Origin of the sequence: Mycobacterium sp., from assembly GCF_036490025.1 — a bacterium.
In the GTDB taxonomy this organism is placed as follows: domain Bacteria; phylum Actinomycetota; class Actinomycetes; order Mycobacteriales; family Mycobacteriaceae; genus Mycobacterium.
Genome location: NZ_DASXEP010000080.1, coordinates 88,197 through 110,838 on the forward strand (window position 1 = coordinate 88,197; position 22,642 = coordinate 110,838).

At 66.9% G+C, this 22,642-nt stretch carries 18 protein-coding genes and 1 pseudogene; 11 read left to right on the forward strand and 8 right to left on the reverse strand.

Annotated features, from left to right (window positions below):
- Window positions 1–3: 3 nt before the first annotated feature.
- Window positions 4–1,395, reverse strand: a complete 1,392-nt coding sequence (locus VGG53_RS09445) for a wax ester/triacylglycerol synthase family O-acyltransferase (protein ID WP_331517778.1) — start codon at window positions 1,393–1,395, stop codon at window positions 4–6.
- Between the two features lie 128 nt (window positions 1,396–1,523).
- On the reverse strand, window positions 1,524–2,096 hold the full coding sequence (locus VGG53_RS09450) for a TetR/AcrR family transcriptional regulator (RefSeq protein ID WP_331517779.1): 573 nt from the start codon (window positions 2,094–2,096) through the stop codon (window positions 1,524–1,526).
- An 85-nt stretch (window positions 2,097–2,181) separates the two neighbouring features.
- On the opposite strand from VGG53_RS09450, the gene VGG53_RS09455 reads away from it, so the two are divergent.
- The 3 genes from VGG53_RS09455 (at window position 2,182) to VGG53_RS09465 (ending at window position 7,118) form a co-directional block, all read left to right on the forward strand.
- Complete coding sequence (locus VGG53_RS09455) at window positions 2,182–3,063, forward strand: SDR family oxidoreductase (protein WP_331517780.1); 882 nt, start codon at window positions 2,182–2,184, stop codon at window positions 3,061–3,063.
- Between the two features lie 45 nt (window positions 3,064–3,108).
- A complete protein-coding gene (locus VGG53_RS09460) occupies window positions 3,109–6,390 on the forward strand; it encodes an error-prone DNA polymerase (RefSeq protein WP_331517781.1) in 3,282 nt (1,093 codons plus the stop codon).
- Between the two features lie 83 nt (window positions 6,391–6,473).
- Window positions 6,474–7,118 (forward strand): nitroreductase family protein, encoded by a 645-nt coding sequence (locus VGG53_RS09465; RefSeq protein ID WP_331517782.1) that lies wholly within the window; start codon window positions 6,474–6,476, stop codon window positions 7,116–7,118.
- Here the strand turns inward: VGG53_RS09465 and VGG53_RS09470 are convergent.
- The gene (locus VGG53_RS09470) at window positions 7,080–7,604 is read right to left on the reverse strand and encodes a tRNA (cytidine(34)-2'-O)-methyltransferase (RefSeq protein ID WP_331517783.1); all 525 of its coding nucleotides are present in this window, start codon (window positions 7,602–7,604) and stop codon (window positions 7,080–7,082) included. The two genes, VGG53_RS09465 and VGG53_RS09470, sit on opposite strands and share 39 nt — an antisense overlap.
- A gap of 261 nt (window positions 7,605–7,865) precedes the next feature.
- On the opposite strand from VGG53_RS09470, the gene VGG53_RS09475 reads away from it, so the two are divergent.
- From VGG53_RS09475 to VGG53_RS09495, 5 genes are read left to right on the forward strand one after another with little or no spacing between them, the layout of a single operon-like run.
- Window positions 7,866–10,664 (forward strand): sensor histidine kinase, encoded by a 2,799-nt coding sequence (locus tag VGG53_RS09475; RefSeq protein ID WP_331517784.1) that lies wholly within the window; start codon window positions 7,866–7,868, stop codon window positions 10,662–10,664.
- Window positions 10,661–11,089, forward strand: coding sequence for a roadblock/LC7 domain-containing protein (locus VGG53_RS09480; protein WP_331517785.1), 429 nt, complete (start codon window positions 10,661–10,663; stop codon window positions 11,087–11,089). The genes VGG53_RS09475 and VGG53_RS09480 overlap by 4 nt, the downstream gene beginning before the upstream one ends.
- A gap of 6 nt (window positions 11,090–11,095) precedes the next feature.
- A complete protein-coding gene (locus tag VGG53_RS09485; protein WP_331517786.1) occupies window positions 11,096–11,479 on the forward strand; it encodes a DUF742 domain-containing protein in 384 nt (127 codons plus the stop codon).
- 4 nt (window positions 11,480–11,483) lie between these two features.
- Complete coding sequence (locus tag VGG53_RS09490; RefSeq protein WP_331517805.1) at window positions 11,484–12,062, forward strand: ATP/GTP-binding protein; 579 nt, start codon at window positions 11,484–11,486, stop codon at window positions 12,060–12,062.
- Window positions 12,059–12,619, forward strand: coding sequence for a pentapeptide repeat-containing protein (locus VGG53_RS09495; RefSeq protein ID WP_331517806.1), 561 nt, complete (start codon window positions 12,059–12,061; stop codon window positions 12,617–12,619). Before VGG53_RS09490 ends, VGG53_RS09495 begins: the two co-directional genes overlap by 4 nt.
- Window positions 12,620–12,623: 4 nt before the next feature.
- On the opposite strand, the gene VGG53_RS09500 is transcribed toward VGG53_RS09495, so the two are convergent.
- Together VGG53_RS09500 and VGG53_RS09505 are read right to left on the reverse strand one after the other, a co-directional pair.
- A complete protein-coding gene (locus VGG53_RS09500) occupies window positions 12,624–15,260 on the reverse strand; it encodes an FHA domain-containing protein (RefSeq protein WP_331517787.1) in 2,637 nt (878 codons plus the stop codon).
- Window positions 15,261–15,398: 138 nt separating this feature from the next.
- On the reverse strand, window positions 15,399–16,589 hold the full coding sequence (locus VGG53_RS09505) for an NADH:flavin oxidoreductase (RefSeq protein WP_331517788.1): 1,191 nt from the start codon (window positions 16,587–16,589) through the stop codon (window positions 15,399–15,401).
- Window positions 16,590–16,703: 114 nt separating this feature from the next.
- Here VGG53_RS09505 and VGG53_RS09510 point away from each other — a divergent pair, with 114 nt between their 5' ends.
- Together VGG53_RS09510 and VGG53_RS09515 are read left to right on the forward strand one after the other, a co-directional pair.
- On the forward strand, window positions 16,704–17,552 hold the full coding sequence (locus VGG53_RS09510; protein WP_331517789.1) for a bifunctional methylenetetrahydrofolate dehydrogenase/methenyltetrahydrofolate cyclohydrolase: 849 nt from the start codon (window positions 16,704–16,706) through the stop codon (window positions 17,550–17,552).
- A 32-nt stretch (window positions 17,553–17,584) separates the two neighbouring features.
- Complete coding sequence (locus VGG53_RS09515) at window positions 17,585–17,830, forward strand: DUF3017 domain-containing protein (RefSeq protein ID WP_331517807.1); 246 nt, start codon at window positions 17,585–17,587, stop codon at window positions 17,828–17,830.
- Window positions 17,831–17,841: 11 nt separating this feature from the next.
- Here the strand turns inward: VGG53_RS09515 and VGG53_RS09520 are convergent.
- Window positions 17,842–18,237: pseudogene (locus VGG53_RS09520) on the reverse strand (DUF732 domain-containing protein); the annotation flags it as partial.
- 176 nt (window positions 18,238–18,413) lie between these two features.
- Here VGG53_RS09520 and VGG53_RS09525 point away from each other — a divergent pair.
- Window positions 18,414–19,850 carry an FAD-binding oxidoreductase gene (locus VGG53_RS09525; protein ID WP_331517790.1) on the forward strand — a complete coding sequence of 479 codons (1,437 nt, stop codon included), beginning with the start codon at window positions 18,414–18,416 and terminating at the stop codon, window positions 19,848–19,850.
- Between the two features lie 22 nt (window positions 19,851–19,872).
- Here VGG53_RS09525 and VGG53_RS09530 read toward each other — a convergent pair whose 3' ends face one another.
- Window positions 19,873–20,850, reverse strand: a complete 978-nt coding sequence (locus VGG53_RS09530; RefSeq protein WP_331517791.1) for a threonine ammonia-lyase — start codon at window positions 20,848–20,850, stop codon at window positions 19,873–19,875.
- A 298-nt stretch (window positions 20,851–21,148) separates the two neighbouring features.
- Complete coding sequence (locus VGG53_RS09535) at window positions 21,149–22,405, reverse strand: integrase core domain-containing protein (RefSeq protein WP_422656391.1); 1,257 nt, start codon at window positions 22,403–22,405, stop codon at window positions 21,149–21,151.
- Window positions 22,406–22,642 lie beyond the last annotated feature (237 nt).

Sequence of the window (22,642 nt, forward strand, 5' to 3'; positions counted from 1 at the left end):
CCGTTACACCGACTTGTCGGAGAACAGCAAGACCGAGTCCTGGCTGAGCATCGCCAAACGCGCTATGGCCGTTTCGATACCGTCAGCAAGTTTGTCGATATCGGATCCTGCGTCGTAGTCCGCGGTGATACCGAACATCAGATCGTCGGCGTAGCTCATCACCGCGACGCCGCTGCGCAGCTGCAGGGCGATTGGCGCAATGGGTAGCAGCCGACTGACTGTGCGGCCCATCATCTCCAGCCGTCGGTGGGGGCCCGGGACATTGGTTGCCAGCGTCACGATCCCGCGTTGCGGCAGACGGGTGAGCAGGCGAATCAGCCACGAGGACAACATGAATGGGACGAAGCCAGTCATCGACACCGCCATGTTGCCGGCCTGGCGCTGTCCACCTTGCTTGGTTCGGGTCAGCCTGCTGTGCACGGCGCGCAACTGCTGGATCGGGTCGTTCTCCTCGACCGGAAGATAGGGCAGCATGATCGAGAGTCGGTTGCCCGGTTGGTCTGCGGAGTCGGGCAGGCGTACCGACACCGGTACCAGGGTGCGCAGCGAATCCGGCCGGGGTTCTTCGCCGCGGTGCAGCAGAACGGATCGGTAGCCTTCGGTGATCGCCGCCAGCGCAACGTCGTTGATGGTGACGTTGAACTTTCGGCAGACCTGTTCGACATCGGCGAGTGGGACGCGGACCGCACGATAGCGCCGCATCGACGTGACGGGGCCGACCAGCGACGATCCCGCGGTCGGGCGCATCAGACCGGCCGCGATCTCGGTCGCGCCGCCGATCGTTCGGGTCATCGTGTCGGTGATTCCGGTGGCGGTTCGCCAAATGTCGTTCAGCGGGTTGGTGCGCGGTGTGCGCTCGGGTACCGGTGCCAGGTGTGGATGCCGGCCTGCCCGCTTCGAGACGGGCCGTACGAACACGTCGCCGTCGATCTCGTCGCACAGCCGGGCGAGGATGCGAATCGCCGAGGTCCCGTCGGCCATGCAGTGATGAACCTTCATCAGGATCGCCCACCGATGGCCCTTCAGGCCTTCGATGATCCAGCACTCCCAGAGCGGACGATCGCGGTCCAGCCGGCGCTCCAGCATGTCGGCGACAACCCGAAACAGTTCGGTGTCATCACCCGGCCGCGGTACTGCCGCCCGGCGCACATGGCGGCTGATGTCGAATGCCGAGTCGTCGACCCACTGCGGCGCGCCGACATCGAAAGGCTGGGTGCGCAGCATCTGCGTGCATCGAGGTATCGATTGAACACGCTCTGCCAGAACAGCTTTGAATTGATCGTAATCGGGTTTCGCGCCGTCGATGATGGCGATTCCGCCGATCGCCAGGCTGACGTTGCGATCCGAATCCTCCGCCATGAGGAAGCCTGCATCGAGCGTATTGAGCTGCTCCACGGATCGACACCGCCATTCACCCCTAGGACTTCGTACGAGTATTCGCCGGTACCCTCGACGGGAGGTGGCGGTGAGATTAATTCGTGTAAACAACTGGCGTCGGTTGTGTGGCAACGCATTTCCGGCGATCAGCTGAGGGACTGGCTCGCTGTCCGTAGCTCTTCGAGGGCTGCCAGGGTGAATGGCGCCAGGGTGGCGTCGTCGTGGGCCTGCAGCCATTGGGCGTAGCCCTGTTTGAACGCGAGGACACCCAGCTCGGCCGCGAGGTGCGCGATGGGTTCTGGCACACCACGGGCGAGCAGGGCATCGACCATGGCCGCCGTGAGACCCACGGTCTTGAGGGCGTCGCGCTCCTGCAGCTCGACGTTGGCCGCGACCGCAGCCTTCAGTCGCGGGCCGAGCTCGCGATTCATCGGGCCCATCGCGCTCGACGCACGCTCGAGGCCGGCTGCGATCGCTCCGAGCGGGGTGGCGTCCTCGGGCGCCTCGGCGATCCCCTCGGTCAGCAGCCGACTCAGCGTCTGTTGTCCGGCCACCAAGAGTTCGCGCTTGTCGGGGAAGTACCGAAAGAAGGTGCTCTTGGTGACTCCGGCGCGCCCGGCGATCTGCGCAACCGTCGTGGCGTCGTATCCCTGCTCGGTGAACAGGTCTACAGCCGCCAGAACGAGCCGCTCGCGCGCGCCCTCTTCCCACCGTGCCATGAGGCCATATTAGGTGACGGGACCCTTGTCTCATCACTCTGCTACGGTGATGGGACAAGAGTTTCATCACTTTCGAGGGAGCGACATGCACGTCTTCATCACTGGTGGCACCGGGCTGATCGGCTCGGCTGTGGTTGCTGAACTGCTCGGCAATGGCCACACCGTCCTCGCGCTGGCCCGTTCCGACTCGTCCGCGGCGGCCCTCGCCACCGCCGGCGCCGAGCCGCTTCGTGGCAACCTTGCCGACCTGCCCGCGCTCCGCGCGGGTGCCGCCCGGGCCGACAGCGTGATTCATCTGGCCTTCAGCAACGACTTCAGCAGCCCCGCCGCGCTTGCGGAGGGGGTCGCCGAAGAGAGCGCTGCTCTCGCTGTCCTGGGCGAGGAGCTTGGCGACAGCGACCGTCCGTTCATCACGGTCTCAGGCACGCCGGCCGTCCCGGGCCGTAGCTCCACCGAGCACGATCCGCTGCCGACCGACGGGCCGGTCGGGGGTCGCAGCCACTCGGTCATGTCGGTACTGGAACTGGCCTCGCGCGGCGTCCGGGCCGCGGCCATCCGCCTCCCGCGCACGGTGCACAACGAGGGCGACGGTGGATTTGCCGGTCTGCTCACCGAAGCCGCGCGCCGCAATGGGATTGCCGGTTACCCGGGCGGCGGTGCGCAGCGCTGGCCGGCGGTGCACGCGCTCGACGCGGCCGTACTCTTCCGGCTGGTCTTGGAGAAAGCGCCGGCCGGGAGCGCGTGGCACGCCGTGGCTGACGAGGGTGACGCGGTGCGTGACATCGCGGCTGTGATCGGTCGCAGGCTGGGCCTTGCGGCTCAAGCCGTGCCGGAGGAGATGTTCGGGCCGCTCGGCGCGATCTTCGCCGCAGATCAGCCCTCGTCGAGTGCTCATACCCAAGAGGCACTGGGTTGGCAGCCGCGGCACCCGAGTCTTCTCGAGGATCTGGAGAACATCCAGCCCTGACCGGGCGGACGGGCTATTCGAACATCCATTCGATAGACTGGGGCGGTGGGTTGGAGCAACGGGCCGCCGGGCTGGTCGGAGATGGAGCGGGTGCTCTCCGGTAAACCGCGCCGTTCCGGCACGCCAACGGTGTGGGGACCGGCGGATGAGGCGCCGTGGTCGCGCAAGCGGGTGGCATACCAGCCGCCGGACGGGGGCCGGCCGTTTCGATCGTCCGTCGCGTATGCCGAGTTGCACGCGCATTCGGCATACAGCTTTCTCGACGGGGCCAGCGCGCCGGAGGAGCTGGTCGAGGAGGCGGCGCGGCTGGACCTACGGGCCATCGCGCTGACCGACCACAACGGTCTCTACGGGGCGGTGCGGTTCGCCGAAGCGGCCGTGGAATTGGATATGCGCACGGTGTTTGGCGCCGAGTTGTCGTTAGGATCCGGCGCGCGGACCGATGATCCCGATCCGGCGGGCCCGCACCTGTTGGTGTTGGCCCGCGGGCCGGAAGGCTACCGGCGGCTGTCGCGACAGCTGGCCGCGGCGCATCTGGCCGGCGGCGAGAAAGGCAAGCTGCGCTTCGACTTCGACGCGCTCACCGAGGCGGCGGGCGGGCACTGGCACATCTTGACTGGTTGCCGCAAAGGCCACGTCCGCTCCGCGCTGGCCACCGGTGGACCGGAGGCGGCATCGGCGGCGTTGGCCGATCTGGTGGACCGGTTCGGGCGAAGGCGGGTCAGTGTCGAGCTGACCCACCACGGCTGTCCGGCCGACGACGAAATCAACGTCGAATTGGCTTTACTGGCAAAGCGATTCGGCCTTGGCAGCGTTGCGACCACCGGCGCGCATTTCGCGGCGCCGTCGCGGCGCCGGCTGGCGATGGCCATGGGCGCGATACGCGCCAGGCAGTCGCTGGACGAGGCCGCCGGTTGGCTGGCCCCGCTGGGCGGCTCGCATCTTCGCTCCGGTGAGGAGATGGCGCGGCTGTTCGCGCAGCATCCCGATGCGGTGACCGCCGCGGCCGAACTCGGCGAGCAGTGCGCATTCGGTCTGGCGCTCATCGCCCCGCAATTGCCGCCGTTCGACGTGCCGGCCGGTCACACCGAAGACAGCTGGTTGCGCGAGCTGACGATGGCGGGGGCCCTGCGCCGCTACGGCCCGCGATCCCGGGCGCCCCAAGCGTATGCCCAGATCGAGCGCGAGCTGGAAATCATTGCCCAACTGCAGTTTCCGGGCTACTTTCTGGTGGTCTACGATATCACCCGGTTCTGTCGGGAGAGCAACATCCTGTGTCAGGGCAGGGGATCGGCGGCCAACTCGGCAGTCTGTTACGCCCTCGGCGTCACCGCGGTCGATCCGGTGGCCAACGAGCTGCTGTTCGAGCGCTTCCTGTCGCCGGTCCGCGACGGCCCACCCGACATCGACATCGACATCGAGTCGGATCAGCGCGAAAAGGCCATCCAGTACGTCTACGACAAGTACGGCCGCGACTATGCCGCTCAGGTCGCCAACGTGATCACCTACCGTTCCCGAATCGCCGTGCGCGACATGGCTCGTGCCCTGGGGTTTTCGCAAGGGCAGCAGGATGCGTGGAGTAAGCAGATCAGCCACTGGAGTGGACGCCCGTCGGATATCGAGGGCATTCCCGAACAGGTGATCGAGCTGGCCGACCAGATCCAGAACCTGCCTCGGCACATGGGCATCCATTCCGGCGGCATGGTGATCTGCGATCGGCCGATCGCCGACGTCTGTCCGGTCGAATGGGCACGCATGGAGAATCGCAGCGTGCTGCAGTGGGACAAAGATGACTGCGCGGCAATCGGTTTGGTGAAATTCGATCTGCTCGGCCTTGGCATGCTTTCGGCGCTGCACTATGCCATCGACCTGCTGGCCGAGCACAAAGGCATCGAGGTCGACCTGGCCACGTTGGACCTGTCCGAACCGGCGGTGTACGAAATGCTGTCCCGCGCCGACTCGGTCGGGGTGTTCCAGGTGGAATCGCGCGCGCAGATGGCCACCCTGCCGCGATTGCGGCCGAGGGTGTTCTACGACCTGGTGGTCGAGGTCGCCTTGATCCGCCCCGGGCCCATCCAGGGCGGATCGGTACACCCGTACATCCGACGCCGCAACGGCCTCGACCCAGTCGTCTACGACCACCCGTCGATGGAGTCGGCGCTTCGAAAGACATTGGGAGTTCCGCTTTTCCAGGAACAGCTGATGCAGCTCGCGGTGGATTGCGCCGGCTTCACCGGCGCCGAGGCCGATCAGCTGCGGCGTGCCATGGGCTCCAAGCGGTCGACCGAACGCATGCAACGGCTGCGCGGCCGGTTCTTCGACGGTATGCGGCGATTGCATGGCGCCGACGACGAGGTGATCGACCGGGTCTACGAAAAGCTGGAGGCATTCGCCAATTTCGGCTTCCCGGAGAGTCATTCGCTGAGCTTCGCGTCACTGGTCTTCTACTCGTCGTGGTTCAAGCTGCATCACCCGGCGGCGTTCTGCGCGGCGCTGCTGCGTGCGCAACCGATGGGCTTCTACTCGCCGCAGTCGCTGGTGGCCGACACCCGCCGGCATGGGGTGACGGTGCACGGCCCGTGTGTGGCCGCCAGCCTGGCGGATGCCGCGCTGGAGAACTCCGGAACGGAAGTCCGGCTGGGGCTGGGCAGCGTTCGTCATATCGGTGACGACTTGGCCGAAAAGCTGGTCGAGGAACGAAAAGCACACGGTCCCTTCGACTCTCTGCTGGATCTGACGACGCGGGTTCAGCTGTCGGTGCCGCAGACCGAATCACTGGCCACCGCAGGAGCGCTGCACTGCTTCGGAATGTCCCGGCGCGAGGCGCTGTGGGCGGCCGGCGCGGCCGCCACCCAACGGCCGGACCGCTTACCCGGGGTGGGCTCGTCGTCGCATATCCCGGCGTTACCCGGGATGAGCGAGATGGAACTGGCCGCCGCCGACGTGTGGGCCACCGGTATCTCACCGGACAGCTATCCGACCCAGTTCCTGCGGTCGGATCTCGACGAGATGGGGGTGGTACCCGCTGCCGATCTGATGTCGGTGCCCGACGGCGACCGCGTGCTGATCGCCGGGGCGGTCACTCATCGACAACGACCGGGGACGGCCCAGGGGGTGACGTTTATCAACCTCGAGGACGAGACCGGGATGGTCAATGTGCTCTGCACGCCGGGATTATGGGCGCGACACCGCAAGCTGGCACAGACAGCGCCTGCATTACTGGTCCGCGGCCAGGTCCAAAATGCCAGTGGCGCAATTACGGTCGTTGCTGAGCGGTTCGCCGAGCTCACCCTGAAGATCGGATCCAAGTCCCGTGACTTTCGGTGATCGCCGCGAGAGTGCAACTAACTACGGTTCACTCGGTAAACGTGTCGTGGAATGCACTTTCGCGGCAACGGTAGTCTCCAGCCATGGCCCTTAACCTCTCTGTCGACGAACTGCTCACCACCACCCGTTCGGTCCGCAAGCGCCTCGACTTCGACAAGCCGGTATCCCGCGACGTGCTGATGGAATGCCTCGAGCTGGCATTGCAGGCGCCCACCGGCTCCAATTCGCAAGGCTGGCAATGGGTTTTCGTCGAGGACGCCGAGAAGAAGAAGGCGATCGGTGAGGTCTACCTGGCCAATGCCCGGGGCTACCTGAGCTCGCCATCGGCCGAATACGGCGAGGGAGACACCCGAGGTGAGCGGATGGGCGCGGTCCGGGACTCCGCGACCTACCTCGCCGAGCACATGCACGAAGCGCCGGTGCTGATGATCCCGTGCATCGAGGGCCGCGAGGAAAAGCAGCCACTGGGCGGGGCGTCATTCTGGGCGTCGCTGTTCCCGGCCGTCTGGAGCTACTGCCTCGCGTTGCGCTCGCGCGGGCTGGGTTCCTGCTGGACCACCCTGCACCTGCTTCGCGGCGGCGAGCAGAAAGTGGCCGAGATAGTGGGCATCCCGTATGAGAAGTACAGCCAAGCCGGCCTGTTCCCGATCGCCTACACCAAGGGCACCGACTTCCGTCCGGCCAAACGGTTACCGGCCGAACAGCTCACGCACTGGAACAGCTGGTAGATCAGTGGGCCGCGGCGCTGATCGGACAGCGCCCGCGAAACTCTGCTGCCGCCACGCCTCGTACACTGCGACCGCGGCTGCGTTGGCCAGATTGAGCGAACGACGCCCGCCCAGCATCGGGATGCGCACCCGCTGGGTGATGTGCGGGTCGGCCAGCGTCGCCGCATCGAGCCCGGTCGGCTCCGGGCCGAACATCAGCACGTCGCCGGGCTGGTAGCCGACGTCGGTGAACACCCGCGTGGCATGCGCGGTGAAGGCGAACACCCGCTGCGGGGAGATCGCCGCCCAGGCGGCATCCAATGACGGGTGGACGGTGACCGAGGCCAGGTCGTGGTAGTCCAGCCCGGCCCGCCGCAGCTTGGGCTCGGACAGGTCGAACCCCAGCGGTTCGACGAGGTGAAGTTCTGCTCCAGTGGCCGCCGCGGTCCGGATTGCATTGCCGGTATTGGGTGCTATCCGCGGGGAGTAAAACAGCAACCTGAACACAACACACCGTAACCTGGGGCCGGCCGGCCCGGCGCGAAAAATTTGCTCGGCTATTGTCTGGGGTGTCTGAAGGGGGTCGGTGAACTCTGTTTGTTCAGTAAGAATTGTGGTCTCTGCAGCCGCAGCCTGGCATACTCGTCGAATTGCCAGGCGTATCTCGCCTGCCCGTCGCTCGGGGTGGGCGCAATTAGCAGGAAGTTTGATGAACTACGCGCGAACACTGCGATTCAGCGGAGCGGACGCTAACACCGCGCTGGTCCGGTGACCATGTTTGCTCGCACCGCGCGGGCGATTTCATCGGCCAAACGTCGCGTCGCAGACAACGACAGCGCGGAGTCCGGATTGGCGAGACGGCCGGCGTCCTGGTCGCTGCGGAATTGGCCGGTCCGGTGGAAAGTCGTGGCAATTGTCGCGTTGCCATTGGTACTGGCAATGGTTTTCGGGGGATTGCGTATCGCGGGTGCGCTTACCGATGCGCACCGCCTCCGGTTGGCCGCCGATCGCGCCGAGATGGTTCCGGCGATTACCAAATACATGTCGGCGCTCGACGTCGCATTGCTGGCGAGTTCGACCGGCGGTGATGTCGAGGGCGCCAAAAAGAACTACGACGCCCGCAGACACGAGCTCGAAGCCCGGCTGGCCGGGACCGCCGTCGCACCCGACGTGAGCGCAGGGGTGGACGCCATGCTGGACGGCGGCCAGACGTTGCTGGACAGCGTCGCATCGAACAACCTCGGTTTGCGGCTGCGGGTGACCACCTACGCGCCCATCCTGTTGACCGCCGAGAATGCGATCGACGGTTCGGTGCGCGTCGACAACGAGCAGATCCGCGCCGCAGCGCAGGGACTCAGCCGCGCCGTCGGAGCCCGCGGCCAGATGATGATGCAACAGCTGCTGATCATCCGCGGTGCCGACTTGCCCGAGCCCGAGCTGCGCACGTCGATGACCACCCTCGCCGGTACCGAGCCGTCGACGTTGTTCGGAATGGCGGAAGTGCTCGGCGTCGGCTCACCGGAGGCCAAGACGCTGCAGCAGCAGATGGTGACCCGGATGGGGCTGATGTCGGATCCGGCCACTGCGCTCGTCAACAGCCCGGCACTGCTGCACTCGGTGCGGACCACTGACGGCATCGCCGAGCAGATCATCAAGGACACCACGGCGCACGTGACCAAGGCGGTCGAAGACCAGGCCCACAGCCGGCGCAACGCCGCGATCCGGGACACCGTTCTGGTGCTGGCAGCCATCGCCGCGGCACTCGTCGTCGTGCTGCTGGTCGCGCGTTCGCTGATCCGGCCGCTGCGGGTGCTGCGGGACGGCGCGCTGAAGGTCGCGCACGAGGATCTCGAGCGCGAGATCGTCCGCGTCCGGGCCGGTGACGAATCCCCTCCGGAGCCGCTGCCCGTGCACACCACCGAGGAAATCGGCCAGGTCGCGCACGCGGTCGACGAATTGCACACCCAGGCATTGCTTTTGGCCGGCGACGAGGCCCGGCTGCGGCTTCTGGTCAACGACATGTTCGAAACCATGTCGCGGCGCAACCGTTCACTGGTCGACCAACAGCTGTCGCTCATCGACCGGCTCGAGCGCAGCGAAGAGGACCCCGAGCGACTCGACAGCTTGTTCCGGCTCGACCACCTGGCCGCCCGGATGCGCCGCAACGGCGCCAACCTGCTGGTGCTGGCCGGCGCGCAGAGCTCGCGGGGCGACCAGCGCACGACGGTGCCGCTGTCGTCGGTCATCCACGCCGCCGCCTCCGAGGTCGAGGACTATCGCCGCGTCGAGACATCGATGGTGCCCGACTGCGCGATTGACGGGGCAGCCTCCGGCGACATCGTTCATCTGCTCGCGGAATTGATCGACAACGCGTTGCGCTACTCGCCGCCCGCGTCGCCGGTCCGGGTCTCGGCCGGCTTCCGCAGCGACGGGGCGGTCCTGCTGCAGGTCGTCGATGTCGGGCTCGGCATGACCGACGGCGACCGGCGCATCGCCAACATGCGCCTGCGAGCCGGGGGAGAAGTCACCCCCGACAGCGCCCGCCACATGGGCCTTTTCGTGGTCGGCCGGCTCGCCGACCGGCACGGTGTCCGGGTTCGGCTGCGCGGTTCGTCGATCGAGGACGCCCGGTCGGGCACGACGGCCGAGGTCTACCTGCCGTCGACGGTGCTGGCAGGTGCCGACGCGGGCCCCAGGGCGCCACGCGAACCGGCAGCGGTAGCGGCCGCCGTCGCAGCGCAGCCCGACCAGCCGGCCGCCGCGCCGGACTACGACGACGCGCCAGAGTTCGCTGCGGCCGGCGACACGGAGCGCAACGGCGCCCACTCGACCGAGTCGTCGGTCAGCCTGTTGCCGCGCCGCAGGCCCGGGAGCAGCGGCATCACCGGCGCCCCGCCGACTCCGGCGCGTCACGAGCCGCCCCCCGTCCCACAACAGGACATCGTCGAGCCGCCGTCGGAACAGCCTGCGGCGCAACCGGTTTCGAATACTTCGTCGTTCTTCGGTTCGCGGGTGCGGTTTACCCGGGAGAACCGCCAGCACCCCAGCCCCGAGCCGCCCGTCCCGCAGCCGCCCGCGCGCCTTGATGCGCCGGAGGTCGACGACGTATGGGCAGCCGAAGCCGCAGCGCCGGCCGACCAGTCGGCCGCGGATGATCCGATCTACCAGCGGATGGTCTCGGAGTGGCTGGTCGACCCCCGCGAGCTGGCACATAGCCCCGATCTGGATTGGCAGTCGGTGTGGGATCGCGGCTGGTCAGCCGCCGCCGAGGTGGAGAGCGTGCCCGTGCAGGCTCACACCGACCACGGCCTGCCGGTGCGTGATCCCGGTGCCCGGCTGGTCCCGGGCGGTGCCGGGGCCGAGCAGAACGGGACTGCGCACCACCGGGCCGCCGACGACGACGGGTTAGCATCGAACGGCGGATTCCAGTCCGGCCGCACCCCCGCACACGAGGCACCGGCGCGAGACCCCGACGCCATCCGCGCCTCGATCAGCAGTCATTTCGGCGGCGTTCGCGCAGGACGATCGCATGCCCGCGACACAGATACAGGACCCGATCACGAATGACCTCTGGCTTCCCGTCGGCGCGCTCCGACAACTCTCTGGACTGGCTGGTGTCGAATTTCGCCCGCGAAGTCCCCGGCGTGTCGCACGCCATCCTGGTGTCCGTCGACGGGCTGCTGATCGCGGCCAGTGAGCGCCTGCCACAGGAGCGGGCCGACCAACTCGCTGCGGTGTCGTCGGGCCTGGCCAGTTTGGCCAACGGCGCCGCCCAACTCTTCGACGGCGGCCACGTCCTGCAGTCGGTGGTGGAGATGCAGAACGGCTACCTGCTGCTGATGCAAGTCGGTGACGGCTCGCATCTGGCAACGCTGGCCGCTACGTCGTGTGACATCGGCCAGATCGGTTACGAGATGGCTGTCCTCGTCGAACGGGTGGGCAACGTCGTGCAATCGTCCCGGCGTGCTCCATCCGACTACTCACACTCGTGAGCCGCAATGGACAAGCGCGAGCCACCGGGGTCTGAGCCGCCTGCGTCTGAGGCGAGCCTCGTCCGGCCGTACACCCTGACGGCCGGACGGACCAAAGCCAGCGTCGAGATCCCGTTGGAAGCGCCGGTGCAGACGTTGCAGTCAGCAATGTTTCACCGCTGGCCGCCCAACGACGTGCGGGGCAGAATCGTTCAGCTGTGTGTCAAGAGCCCATCGGTGGCCGAAATATCGGCTCGGCTGAATTTGCCGCTCGGTGTCACGCGTGTGCTGGTCGGCGATTTGGTGACTTCGGGCTACCTTCGAGTGAACCGGACGTTGACCGAACGCTCGACCCGGGATGAACGCCGCGAACTGATAGGAAGGACGCTCCGTGGCCTACGAGCGCTTTGATGCGGTGGCCCCGCCGCAGCCGAAGTCGCGCGATACCGCGTCCACGAAGATCGTCATCGCCGGCGGATTCGGTGCCGGCAAGACCACGTTCGTCGGTGCAGTCTCGGAGATCATCCCGCTGCGGACCGAGGCGATGGTCACCGATGCGTCCGCCGGCGTCGACATGGTGGACGCCACCCCGGACAAGCGGACCACTACGGTCGCTATGGATTTCGGCCGGATTACGCTGGACGAGGATTTGGTGCTCTACCTGTTCGGAACGCCGGGGCAGCGCCGGTTCTGGTTCATGTGGGACGATTTGGTGCGCGGCGCGATCGGTGCGGTCATTCTGGTGGACTGCCGGCGGTTGCAGGACTGCTTCGCCGCGGTCGACTTCTTCGAGCATCGCAACCTGCCATTTCTCATCGCGGTGAACGAATTCGATGGCACGCCAAAGTATCCCGCTGCCGAGGTGCGTAAAGCGCTGACCCTGGCCGCGCATGTCCCGGTGATCAACGTCGACGCCAGGGACCGCAGATCGGCGACCGACGCCTTGATCGCGGTCAGCGAATACGCGCTGGCAAGCTTGACGTCCACCGCATAGTGCATTGGACCGACAGCGAATTCGTCGGCCGCGACTTCCGCGACGACGATCTGAGCCGGTTGTGCACCGAGCGAGTGGTGTTCAGCGAATGCGATTTCAGCGGAGTCAATCTCGCTGAATCCGAGCACTCGGGGTCAGCCTTCCGTAACTGCACGTTCAACTTGACGTCATTGTGGCACAGTACTTTTCGCCAGTGCAGCATGCTGGGCTCGGTGTTCGTGCGGTGCCGGCTGCGGCCGCTGATCCTCGATGAGGTGGACTTCACGCTGGCGGTGCTGGCCGGCAACGACCTTCGCGGCCTCGACCTGAGCGGCTGCCGACTGCGCGAGACCAGCCTGGTGGAAGCGGACCTGCGTAAGACTGTGCTGCGCGGCGCCGACCTCAACGGTGCACGCACCACGGGCACCCGGATGGACGAGGCCGATCTGCGCGGCGCCGTCGTCGACCCGTCGTTATGGACGACTGCATCGCTGACCCGGACGCGTGTCGATATCGAGCAAGCCCTCGCCTACGCCGCGGCCCACGGATTGCGGCTCGACGGCGGTCTCGAACAGTGACGCGTCAGCGCCGGAGCCGGATGTGCCATCGGATGTAGGTGGTGTAGGCGATCGACAACGCCGTGAGCATGGCCATGTCGAACACATAGATGTGCTTCGAGTGCTGCCACCATCTGTCGTAGGTGGGGATCTGCGGAACTTTCACCAGGCTCGGGAAATCGATCGACGAGGCTCCGGCTGCGAATCCCCAGCGGGCGGGCGTCAGGAAGGACAGCTGGTTTAGACCGAGCCGGCCGGTCACCGGGATCCCCATCCCGCCGCAGAGCACCAGTTGCGACATGATCGAGACCACCAGCAGCGGCATGATCTGCTCACTGGTCTGTGCCACCGCCGACAGCAGCATGCCGAACATCGCCGACGCGACGCAGGTTGCGGCGACGGTCAAGAACAGGGAAAACGTCGAGTTATCGAAGAACGGCGGATGCGCTGTCGGCGCGCCCTTGCCGAGCCGCACGATGGTGACCGAAATGGCAGCCTGGACCGTCGCGAAAATGGAGAACACCGCGACTTTGGCCAGCAGGTAGGCCGTGGTGGACAGGCCGACCGCTTGTTCTCGGCGGAAGATGGGGCGTTCGCCGATCAGGTCGCGGATGGTCAGCGCGGTGCCCATGAACACCGCTCCGATGTTGAGCAGCACCATGATGTATTGGGGCTCGGTTGGCGCCGGCCCATTGGGGGCGGCGGGACCCAGCCCCGGTGTGGGGCCCTTGACGGTCAGCGACAGCGCACCCATGAGGAACGGCAACACCGCGAGGAACACCGTATAGCCGCGGTCGGAGATGACGAGACGGATCTGGCGGCGCGCAATCGTGGAGAGCTGACGCAGGACGTCGGAATGCACCGGCTCGCCCAAGTCTGCCGGGCTTTCCCGAGCCAGTGCTTGCGACTGTCTGTCGCCCTTCCGTTCCAGGAAGCGGCGATTCGCTTCGTCGGGATCGGCGCCGACATTGGCGAAGATGTCCGCCCAGTTGGTGGTGCCCAGCATTTCGCCCACCTGGCTGGGTGGCCCGTTGAAGGCGGTCTTGCCGCCGGGCGCGATCAGCAGGATCTGGTCGCACACGTCGAGGTAGGACACCGAGTGCGTCACCACCAGCACCACTCGGCCGGCGTCGGCGAGCTGGCGCAGCATCAACATCACCTGACGGTCCAGCGCGGGGTCCAGTCCGGAGGTCGGCTCGTCGAGCAGCAGCAGCGAAGGCTGGGTGAGCAGTTCCAGCGCGACCGAGGCGCGTTTGCGCTGGCCGCCGGAGAGCTTGTCGACGCGGGTGTCGGCGTGCTTGGTCAGGTCGAGTTCCTCGAGCACCTGCGCGACGACTTGGGCGCGCTCCTCTTTGCTGGTGTCCGGCGGCAGTCGCAGCTCGGCGGCGTAACCCAGCGCCTGGTTCACCGTCAGCTGGCGGTGTACCACGTCGTCCTGCGGCACCATGCCGATCCTGCTGCGCATCGTCGCGTACTCGGAGTGGATGTTGTGGCCCTCGAACGTGACCGTTCCGGAGCTGGGGCGGGTGTATCCGGCGATCAGCCGCGACAGCGTGGTCTTGCCCGCGCCCGAGCCCCCGATGATCGCGGTCAGCGTGCCCGGTCGGGCCGTCAGCGAAATTCCGTCCAGGAGTTCCTTGCCGTCGATCTTGAAGTGGACGCCGTTGACCTCCAGGCCACCGCTGCGGGTCGCGGCTTCGGTGCGGCGGATCAGGTTGCCGTCGTTGAAGACGAGGTCGATGTTGCCGATCGTGATCACGTCGCCCTCGCTCAGCACCGCTGAGCCGACCCGCACGCCGTTGACGAAGGTGCCGTTGACGCTGTGGGCGTCCCGGATCTCGGTGCCCAGGGGCGAATCGACCAAGAATGCGTGATGGCGCGACGCCAGCACGTCTTGGATCACAATGTCGTTGTCGTTGGCGCGACCGATCGTGGCCGACCCCGGCGGCTTGTCCGGTGTCAGCGACCCGGGCAGGATCGCCTGGATCATCTTGGTGGCGAGGTTGCCGACCTCGGGCGGCTTGCTGATCGCCGGCGGTGCCATTTCGGTCTTCGGCTGGAAGTTCACCGGGGGCGCCGAGGCCACCGGAGCCGCGGGCTGCCGCATCGGGGGTGGCGCGGCAGGCGGCGGGCCGGCAGGGTAGCTGGGCGGACGGCGTCCGCCGCTGCCTTGGTAGCCCGGCGGTGGTGGGGCGCCGGGGTACGGGCGCGATGGTCCCGGGCCGATAGGCGCTGGCGGCCGCGGCCCGGGGGCCGGGCGTGGCTGCTGGGGCGGTGGCGCCGGGCGGGCCGGCGCGGATGCCTTGGCGAGCGGCATCGACGCCGTCTGCGGCGGCCGGCCGGCGATCCCGGCGTGGCGTCCGATCTCGAAAGACAGTTGGGGTCCATCGGGATTGCCGATGTTGATGACCTGACCGTCGTGGATGTCGATCACCGGTACCCGCCGCCCGTTGACGTAGGTCCCGTTCAACGAGCCGTTGTCGATGGCCAGCCAGCGGCCCTGGTCGAACCGCAGCAGTAGGTGTGCCCGCGAGATCAGCGGATGCGTGATGCGCATGTCGGCGCGCAAATCGCGCCCAACCACGACGTCGTGACCTGCTGCGAAGGTACGTTGCGATCCGTCGTACCGGACTGTCAGCACGGGCGGTGCTGAATGACTCATCACCCCAACATTAGCTGCTTGGCTCACTGCACCGACTGTATCGGCTGCCGATCGATCGCCTCCGATCGACACGAGGGGCGGTCACCGAGCCCACGTCCGATTGCCCGCCTCCTCAGCGGGCCGTGCCGGCCCGCATCGTCACCGAGCGAGCGCATCGGGGGCGCCGGTCACCACGCAGCGGGTCCGGCTGTAGACCGTCGGCATGCACCGGTTGCAGTGCGTGCACGCGGAATGCACGGTGCTGTCGCGCGCGATTCGGTTGATCAAATCGGGCTCGGCCAACAGTGCCCGACCCATCGCGACGAACTGAAAGCCTTCCGCCATGGCCAAGTCCATCGTGTCCCGATTGGTGATGCCGCCGAGCAGGATCAGCGGCATGGTCAGCTCGGCGCGGAACTGCTTGGCTTCGCGCAGCAGGTAGGCCTCGCGGTACGGGTACTCGCGGAGGAATTTCTTGCCCGTCATCCGCATGCCCCAGCGCAGCGGCGGCTTGAAGGCGCCGGCGAATTCCTTGAGCGGGGCGTCGCCGCGGAACAGGTACATCGGGTTGACCAGCGAGCTGCCCGCGGTGAGCTCGATCGCGTCCAGGCCACCGTCGTCCTGCAACCACTTGGCGGTGGTGATCGCCTCGTCGACCGAGATGCCACCGCGCACCCCGTCGGACATGTTCAGCTTGGCGGTCACCGCGATCTGGTTTCCGACCGCGCGCTTGACAGCGAGCACCATCCCGCGAGCGACCTTGGCGCGGTTCTCCAGCGAGCCGCCGAACTCGTCGTCGCGGCGGTTGATCAGCGGGCTGAGAAACGCACTCGCCAAATAGTTGTGGCCCAAATGCACTTCGACGGCGTCGAATCCGGCCTCGACGGCCAGCCGGGCGGCGTCGGCGTGCGCGGCGATCACGTCATCGATGTCCTGGCGGGTGGCCTTCTTGGCGAACCGCATGCCGATCGGATTGAAGAACCGCACCGGAGCCAGCGCCGTCGCCTTGTTGGAGCGGGCGTTGGCGACGGGGCCGGCGTGGCCGATCTGCGCGCTGACCGCCGCGCCCGCGGCATGGATCGCGTCGGTGAGCCGGCGGAACCCCGGCACGGCCTCCGGCCGCATCCAGATCCCGTTCCCTTCGGTGCGGCCGCCTTGGGAGACCGCGCAGTAGGCGACCGTGGTCATACCGACCCCACCGGCGGCCGGCAGCCGGTGATATTCGATCAGGTCGTCACTGACCAGTGCACCCGGCGTTCGGGCTTCGAAGGTCGCGGACTTGATGATGCGGTTGCGCAGCGTGACGGGCCCGAGCTTGGCCGGTGCCAGCACGTCCGGTGGGGCAGACATAGCGGCAGCTTAGCCAGTTGCCCGGCTCCTTAGTCGTGGACTCCATTCACTCGCCGTCGCCTTCGGTCCCACGCGCGCGAGCCCGCACTCGGCATTGGTGTCAGACTGTGGGACGTGGGTGCGATCACGTTGGACGGCAAAGTCACGCGCGACGAGATCTTCGTCGACCTGAAGCAACGGGTGGCGGCGCTGACCGCATCGGGGCGCACACCCGGTCTGGGCACCATCCTGGTCGGCGACGACCCGGGGTCGCAGGCTTACGTCCGCGGGAAGCATGCCGACTGCGCCAAGGTCGGCATCACCTCGCTGCGCCGCGACCTGCCCGCCGACATCACCCAGGCCAAGCTCAACGAGACCATCGACGAGCTCAACGCCAACCCCGAGTGCACGGGCTACATCGTCCAATTGCCGCTGCCACGGGGCCAGTTGGACGAGAACGCGGCGCTGGAGCGGGTCGATCCGGGCAAGGACGCCGACGGGCTGCATCCGACCAACCTGGGCCGGCTGGTCTTGATGGAGCCGGCACCGCTGCCCTGCACCGCGCGCGGCATCGTGCATCTGCTGCGGCGCTTCGACGTCGAGATCGCCGGCGCACACGTGGTAGTCATCGGTCGCGGTGTGACGGTCGGTCGCCCGCTTGGCCTGTTACTGACCCGCCGCTCGGAAAATGCCACGGTAACGTTGTGCCACACCGGAACTCGTGATCTTCCCGCGCTTACCAGGCAGGCCGACATCATCGTGGCGGGTGTCGGGGTTCCGCACATGCTGACCGCGGATATGGTGCGTCCCGGCGCGGCCGTCGTCGACGTCGGCGTCAGCCGCACCGACGAAGGACTGGTCGGCGACGTGCATCCGGATGTCTGGGAGGTCGCCGGCCATGTGTCGCCGAACCCCGGCGGCGTGGGTCCGCTGACCCGCGCCTTCCTGCTGACCAACGTCGTTGAGTTGGCCGAAAAGCAGTGAGCGTGGGCCGGCTGTTCCGCCCGCAGTGGCCGATGCTGACGGTGGTCCTGATTTTCGTTGTGGCGTTCAGCCTGGCGGCGGCGAACTTCTGGCGCCGCGGCGCACTGTTGATCGGCATCGGCGTTGGCATCGCCGCCGTGTTGCGGTTGGCGCTCACCGAGGACCGTGCCGGTCTTCTGGTGGTGCGCAGCAAGGGAATTGACTTCGCGACGATGGCGTCGGTCGCGACGGCGATGGTCTATATCGCGTGGACGATCGACCCGCTGGGGACGCGCTAGACCCCCGGAATCCCGGTTATGCCAGGGATCGGCTGCTGACCAGAAGGGTTGCCGCCGAACAGGTTTGCCATCTCTTCGGGGCAGTACGTGCGGATCGCTATGGTGGTGAACATCCGGGCCACTTGCGGTGACATGCCGCGGTGCGAGACGCCCGACGCAGCGGCGGCGAAGCTGCCGCCCGGCGCGGCGATCGTCGGGCAGATGGACTGGCCGACGGCCATCGCGTTGCCCGGTTCGCCGTACTCGATGCCGGCGTGGCTCAGCGCGTCGATGAAGTTGTCGTCATTGGGATCTGCCTCGCCCGGCGTCGAGAACGCGGTGGCGGCCGTGATCAGGCAACCGAGGCCGATCAGCGCACGCACCGTCAATGGCTGATTGTTCAGCTGCGACACCCAGTTGCGACCCATACCCACCCCTCAATGTTCCGCGGTCCGCATCGAACACTGGTCTACCGCTGTCACGTCCAGAACACGACCGGGTAAAGGTTCGCGCACGTTTCGGCCGATGTGGTCGACACGTGTTGTGTCACGGCTGTTCTTGGGTTCACCTGGTTGACAATGCAGGGCGTGACGGGAACCCGACGTTGACGCGCGAGATTTCGCGTAAGACGTTTCTGCGCAGCGCCGCCGGAGCATTGGCCGCCGGCGCGGTCCTCGGGTCCGCCCGCGCCGGTGCCGAACCCGTCATCTCCGGCTGGGACGGGTTGTCCAAGGCCATTGGTGGACAAGTCATTCAGCCGAACGGTCCGCAATTCGGTTCGGCCAAGCAGGTTTTCAACACCAACTACAACGGTTTGACGCCGGCCGCGGTGGTCACTGTGACCTCGCCGGCGGATGTGCAGAAGGCGATGACGTTCGCTGCCGCCAACAATCTCAAGGTCGCTCCGCGCGGTGGCGGGCACTCCTACGTGGGGGCGTCCACCGCGAACGGCACGATGGTGCTCGACCTGCGTCAGCTGCCCGGCGACATCAACTACGACGCCGCCACCGGCCAGGTCACCGTGACGCCCGCGACGAGTCTGTATGCGATGCACCAGGTGCTGGCGGCAGCGGGCCGGGGCATCCCGACGGGTACCTGCCCGTCGGTGGGTGCCGCCGGGCACGCGTTGGGCGGCGGACTGGGCGCCCACTCCCGGCACGCCGGCCTGATGAGCGACGCGTTGAGGTCGGCCACGGTGGTACTGCCGGGCGGCCAGGCCGTCACCGCGTCGGCCAACAGCCAGCCCGACCTGTTCTGGGCGTTGCGCGGCGGCGGTGGTGGCAATTTCGGCGTGACAACCTCGCTCACCTTCGCCACCTTTCCCGCCGGCGAGGTCGACGCGGTGAACCTCAACTTCCCGCCGCAGTCGTTCGCGCAGGTACTGGTGGGCTGGCAGAACTGGCTGCGCACTGCCGACCGCAGCTGCTGGGCGCTGGCGGATGCCACCGTCGACCCGATGGGCACGCACTGTCGGATCCTGGCGACCTGTCCGGCCGGATCGGGTGGCAGCGTGGCGTCGGCCATCACGTCAGCCGTGGGCATCCAACCGACCGGGACGGAAAACCACACCTTCAACTATTTGGACCTGACGAATTATCTGGCCGTCGGAAACCTCAACCCGTCACCGCTCGGATACGTCGGTGGGTCAGACGTTTTCCCGACGATCACGCTGGCTGCGGCGCAGGGGATCGCCGCAGCGGTCGACGCGTTCCCGCGCGGAGCGGGTCGCATGCTGGCGATCATGCATGCGCTCGACGGCGCCCTGGCCGACGTGCCGACGGGGGCGTCCGCGTTTCCGTGGCGCCGGCAGTCGTCGTTGGTGCAGTGGTACGTCGAGACATCCGGCGACCCGTCGGGCGCGCTCGGCTGGCTCGCTGCGGCACACCGGGCCGTGCAACCGTATTCGGTTGGCGGCTACGTGAATTACCTCGAGGCCAACCAGCCGGCGGCGCGATACTTCGGTCCGAACCTGTCGAAGTTGAGTACCGTTCGGCAGACATACGATCCCAGCCGGGTGATGTTCTCCGGGCTGCCGGTGTGACCAAACATGCCGCGGCGCAAAATCATTCGTGATGCAGTGTGGCAGCGACCCAGCGACGGTAGACGCCTATGTCGACGTTGCTGCCGCATACGATGGTGACCACGCGTCGGCCGGCGAAGCGGTCGCGGTCTTCGAGGACCGCCGCGATGCCGAGCGCGGCCGACGGCTCCACGACGAGACCGGCGTGGTCGAGGAGCATTCGCATACCGGCGATGATCGATGCTTCCTGGACCAGGACGGCATCGTCAACGACCAGGAGTAGGTCGTCGAGGACGGCCGGAATAGGACGCCGGCCGGCCACCGCGTCAGCGATGGTGTTGGTCGAGTCGGTGGTGACGACGCGCCGCTGGCGCCATGAGTGTGTCATCGCCGGTGCGCCCGCCGGCTGGACGCAGATCACCTCGACTTCGGGCGCCCGCTCCTTCAGCACATGACCGACACCGGTAGCCAGCGCCCCGCCGCCCAGAGCAATCAGGACCGCGTCGAACGACGGTGCGGCGTCCACCAGTTCCAGGCCGATGGTCGCCGCGCCCTCACAGGTTTCGAGGTCCAGGCTGTCTTCGAGCAGCCGGATGTGGTCATGCCGCGCGATGGCTGCCGCTCGCGCACGGGCCATCTCGTGGTCGCCGTCCACTAACTCCAATCTGGCGCCCAGTGCGCGCATGCGATCGAGCTTGACCTCGGGTCCAAACCGGGATGCCACGACCGTGACGTCGAGGCCCCTGGCGCGACCGGACCAAGCGAGGGCTTGGCCAAGGTTGCCCCCGCTGGCGCACACCACGGCGGGTGAACCATTGTCGGCGAGCATGCTCGCGACGACCTCGGCGCCGCGGGCCTTGAAGCTGCGCACCGGATTCGCCGTTTCGAGCTTGATGCTCACCGAGCACCCGAGGTCGGGTTCCAGGGCCTCGCAACGGTATAGCGGGGTATCGAGAAAGATTGGGTCGATCACCCGGCGAGCCGCCCGGATCCGGGCGGTGTCGAGGCGCGTCTTCTGCACGACACAGCAGCGTAGCGCCGCCGATGGGGCAATCGGCTCCGTTGCGGGCCGGTTGGCGAGCGGTGCCACGCAGCCTCCTGGCTTTAGGCGCCCCCGCGTTCAGCAAGAATGCCGCGACCTGGGCGAGAACGCGCAGGCGCCTTCGCACTCTGCCCCCTTTATCGACCGTTCGGCTTTTATCCACAGCTGGGGGTTCTCCGAAGGGTTCGGGTCGCCCGGTGTGATGTCTCAGGACATCGGTGACAGTTCTGCATCAGGACATGGGTGACAGTTGGTGTGTCAGGACATCGGTGACGCTTCATCGGTCTTGTCGCGGGCCGCGGGGTCTTCCGTTGCCGACGTATCTCACTCCCGGCGCGGGGCGAGTGTGCTCGATGAGGACTTCACCGTCGAGGTCGGCCACGGTGATCTTGTCGCCGTCGATGACGACCAAGACCTGTTCGAAGCCGCGTCGGCCGTCGACTTGGTAGCGGACTCCGGCGAGCATGAACGTGCCGGCGGTGGTCAGTGTCTTGATGTGGGTCCCGGCGGGGAGGTCTTTGGGCGCCGGTCTCGGCTGGAATCGCTTGGCAGCGGCGTGGATGGAAAACGGCGGGTCGGGTTTGGGGTGAGGGGCCTGGGCTTTCGGGGTGGCCTCCCATGCCGTTTGTGGTGTGACGCGGCCAGGCAGTCCCTGGTGGGGGCGTTCGTTGTTGTAGATGTCATCGAAGGCGTCTATCTGGGCCTGCAGCTCGGCCAGTGTGCTGGCCAGCGGCTGTTTGTCCAGGTAACGGAACAAGGTCTGGTGGAAGCGCTCGTTCTTGCCCTGGGTGGTCGGCTTGTACGGTTTGCCGGTGATCGCCTGCACCCCTAGGCGTGAGACATGGTTGACGAGTCGGCCCTGATATCCACGCCGCGAAGGGTTCAGGGCAATCCCGTTGTCCGACAACAGTCGTTGGGGCACGCCGTGGACGCGAACAGCCTTGTCGAACACGGCGATTGCTGCCTCGGCGGTCTCGCTCAAGGCCACATGGGAGGCGACCGCGTAGCGGGAGTGATCGTCGATCAGCTGGAAGATCACACACTCGCGTCCGCCGGTGAGCACATAGCCGGTGGCGTCGAGTTGCCAGCAGGCATTCGGGGCCGGATAGACGAACCGCCGCCATGCCGAACGGGGTTTCTTCTTCGGCTCAAGACGAGCCACGCCGGCTTCACGGAAAATGCGTGCCAGCGACGCCGTGGACGGGACCAGCGCCAAGCCCATAGAGCGCATCTTGTCGTGCACGCTGATCGGCCCGTGGTCCAGGCCAGAGGCCTCCAGAGCGGCACGCACTGCCACGGCCTGTTTTTTGATCTCATCGTTGTACATCGACGGGCTCGACTTTGGCCGTCGGGTCCTGGGTTCGAGCACCGCTGCCGGGCCCTCGCTCGTCACACGGTTGCGTAACTCGTAGAACGACTTACGGGAGATGCCGTGCTCGGCGCAAAACGTCGAGACCGCCCCGCGCGGGGCGTCATCGGGCCACTGCGAGATGGCGAGGCGGACACGAGGATCGATGGGTTCATTGACAGCCACCGATCGAACCTTGGGGCAGAAGTGTCACCACCAAGACCACCCGAACTGTCACCCATGTCCTGATACACAACTGTCACCGATGTCCTGAGAGATGACAGGTCGTCGAGGTGTTCGACGGGCTTCGGGCTTACCTGAAACGCGCGCTTGACTTGTCCTTTGACGCGCTGACCACCCCCGAGCGGCTGTCGATATTGGAAAGCTGCGAGGTGGTGCGCCGTCAGCTGCCCGCCGTCGAGC

What these genes read in the sequence shown, in the direction of transcription:
- VGG53_RS09450 (WP_331517779.1), bottom strand. Translation starts at nt 2,096, where the DNA reads ATGGCACGGTGGGAAGAGGGCGCGCGCGAGCGGCTCGTTCTGGCGGCT.
- VGG53_RS09455 (WP_331517780.1), top strand. Translation starts at nt 2,182, where the DNA reads ATGCACGTCTTCATCACTGGTGGCACCGGGCTGATCGGCTCGGCTGTG.
- VGG53_RS09465 (WP_331517782.1), top strand. Translation starts at nt 6,474, where the DNA reads ATGGCCCTTAACCTCTCTGTCGACGAACTGCTCACCACCACCCGTTCG.
- VGG53_RS09480 (WP_331517785.1), top strand. Translation starts at nt 10,661, where the DNA reads ATGACCTCTGGCTTCCCGTCGGCGCGCTCCGACAACTCTCTGGACTGG.
- VGG53_RS09485 (WP_331517786.1), top strand. Translation starts at nt 11,096, where the DNA reads ATGGACAAGCGCGAGCCACCGGGGTCTGAGCCGCCTGCGTCTGAGGCG.
- VGG53_RS09500 (WP_331517787.1), bottom strand. Translation starts at nt 15,260, where the DNA reads ATGAGTCATTCAGCACCGCCCGTGCTGACAGTCCGGTACGACGGATCG.
- VGG53_RS09505 (WP_331517788.1), bottom strand. Translation starts at nt 16,589, where the DNA reads ATGTCTGCCCCACCGGACGTGCTGGCACCGGCCAAGCTCGGGCCCGTC.
- VGG53_RS09515 (WP_331517807.1), top strand. Translation starts at nt 17,585, where the DNA reads ATGCTGACGGTGGTCCTGATTTTCGTTGTGGCGTTCAGCCTGGCGGCG.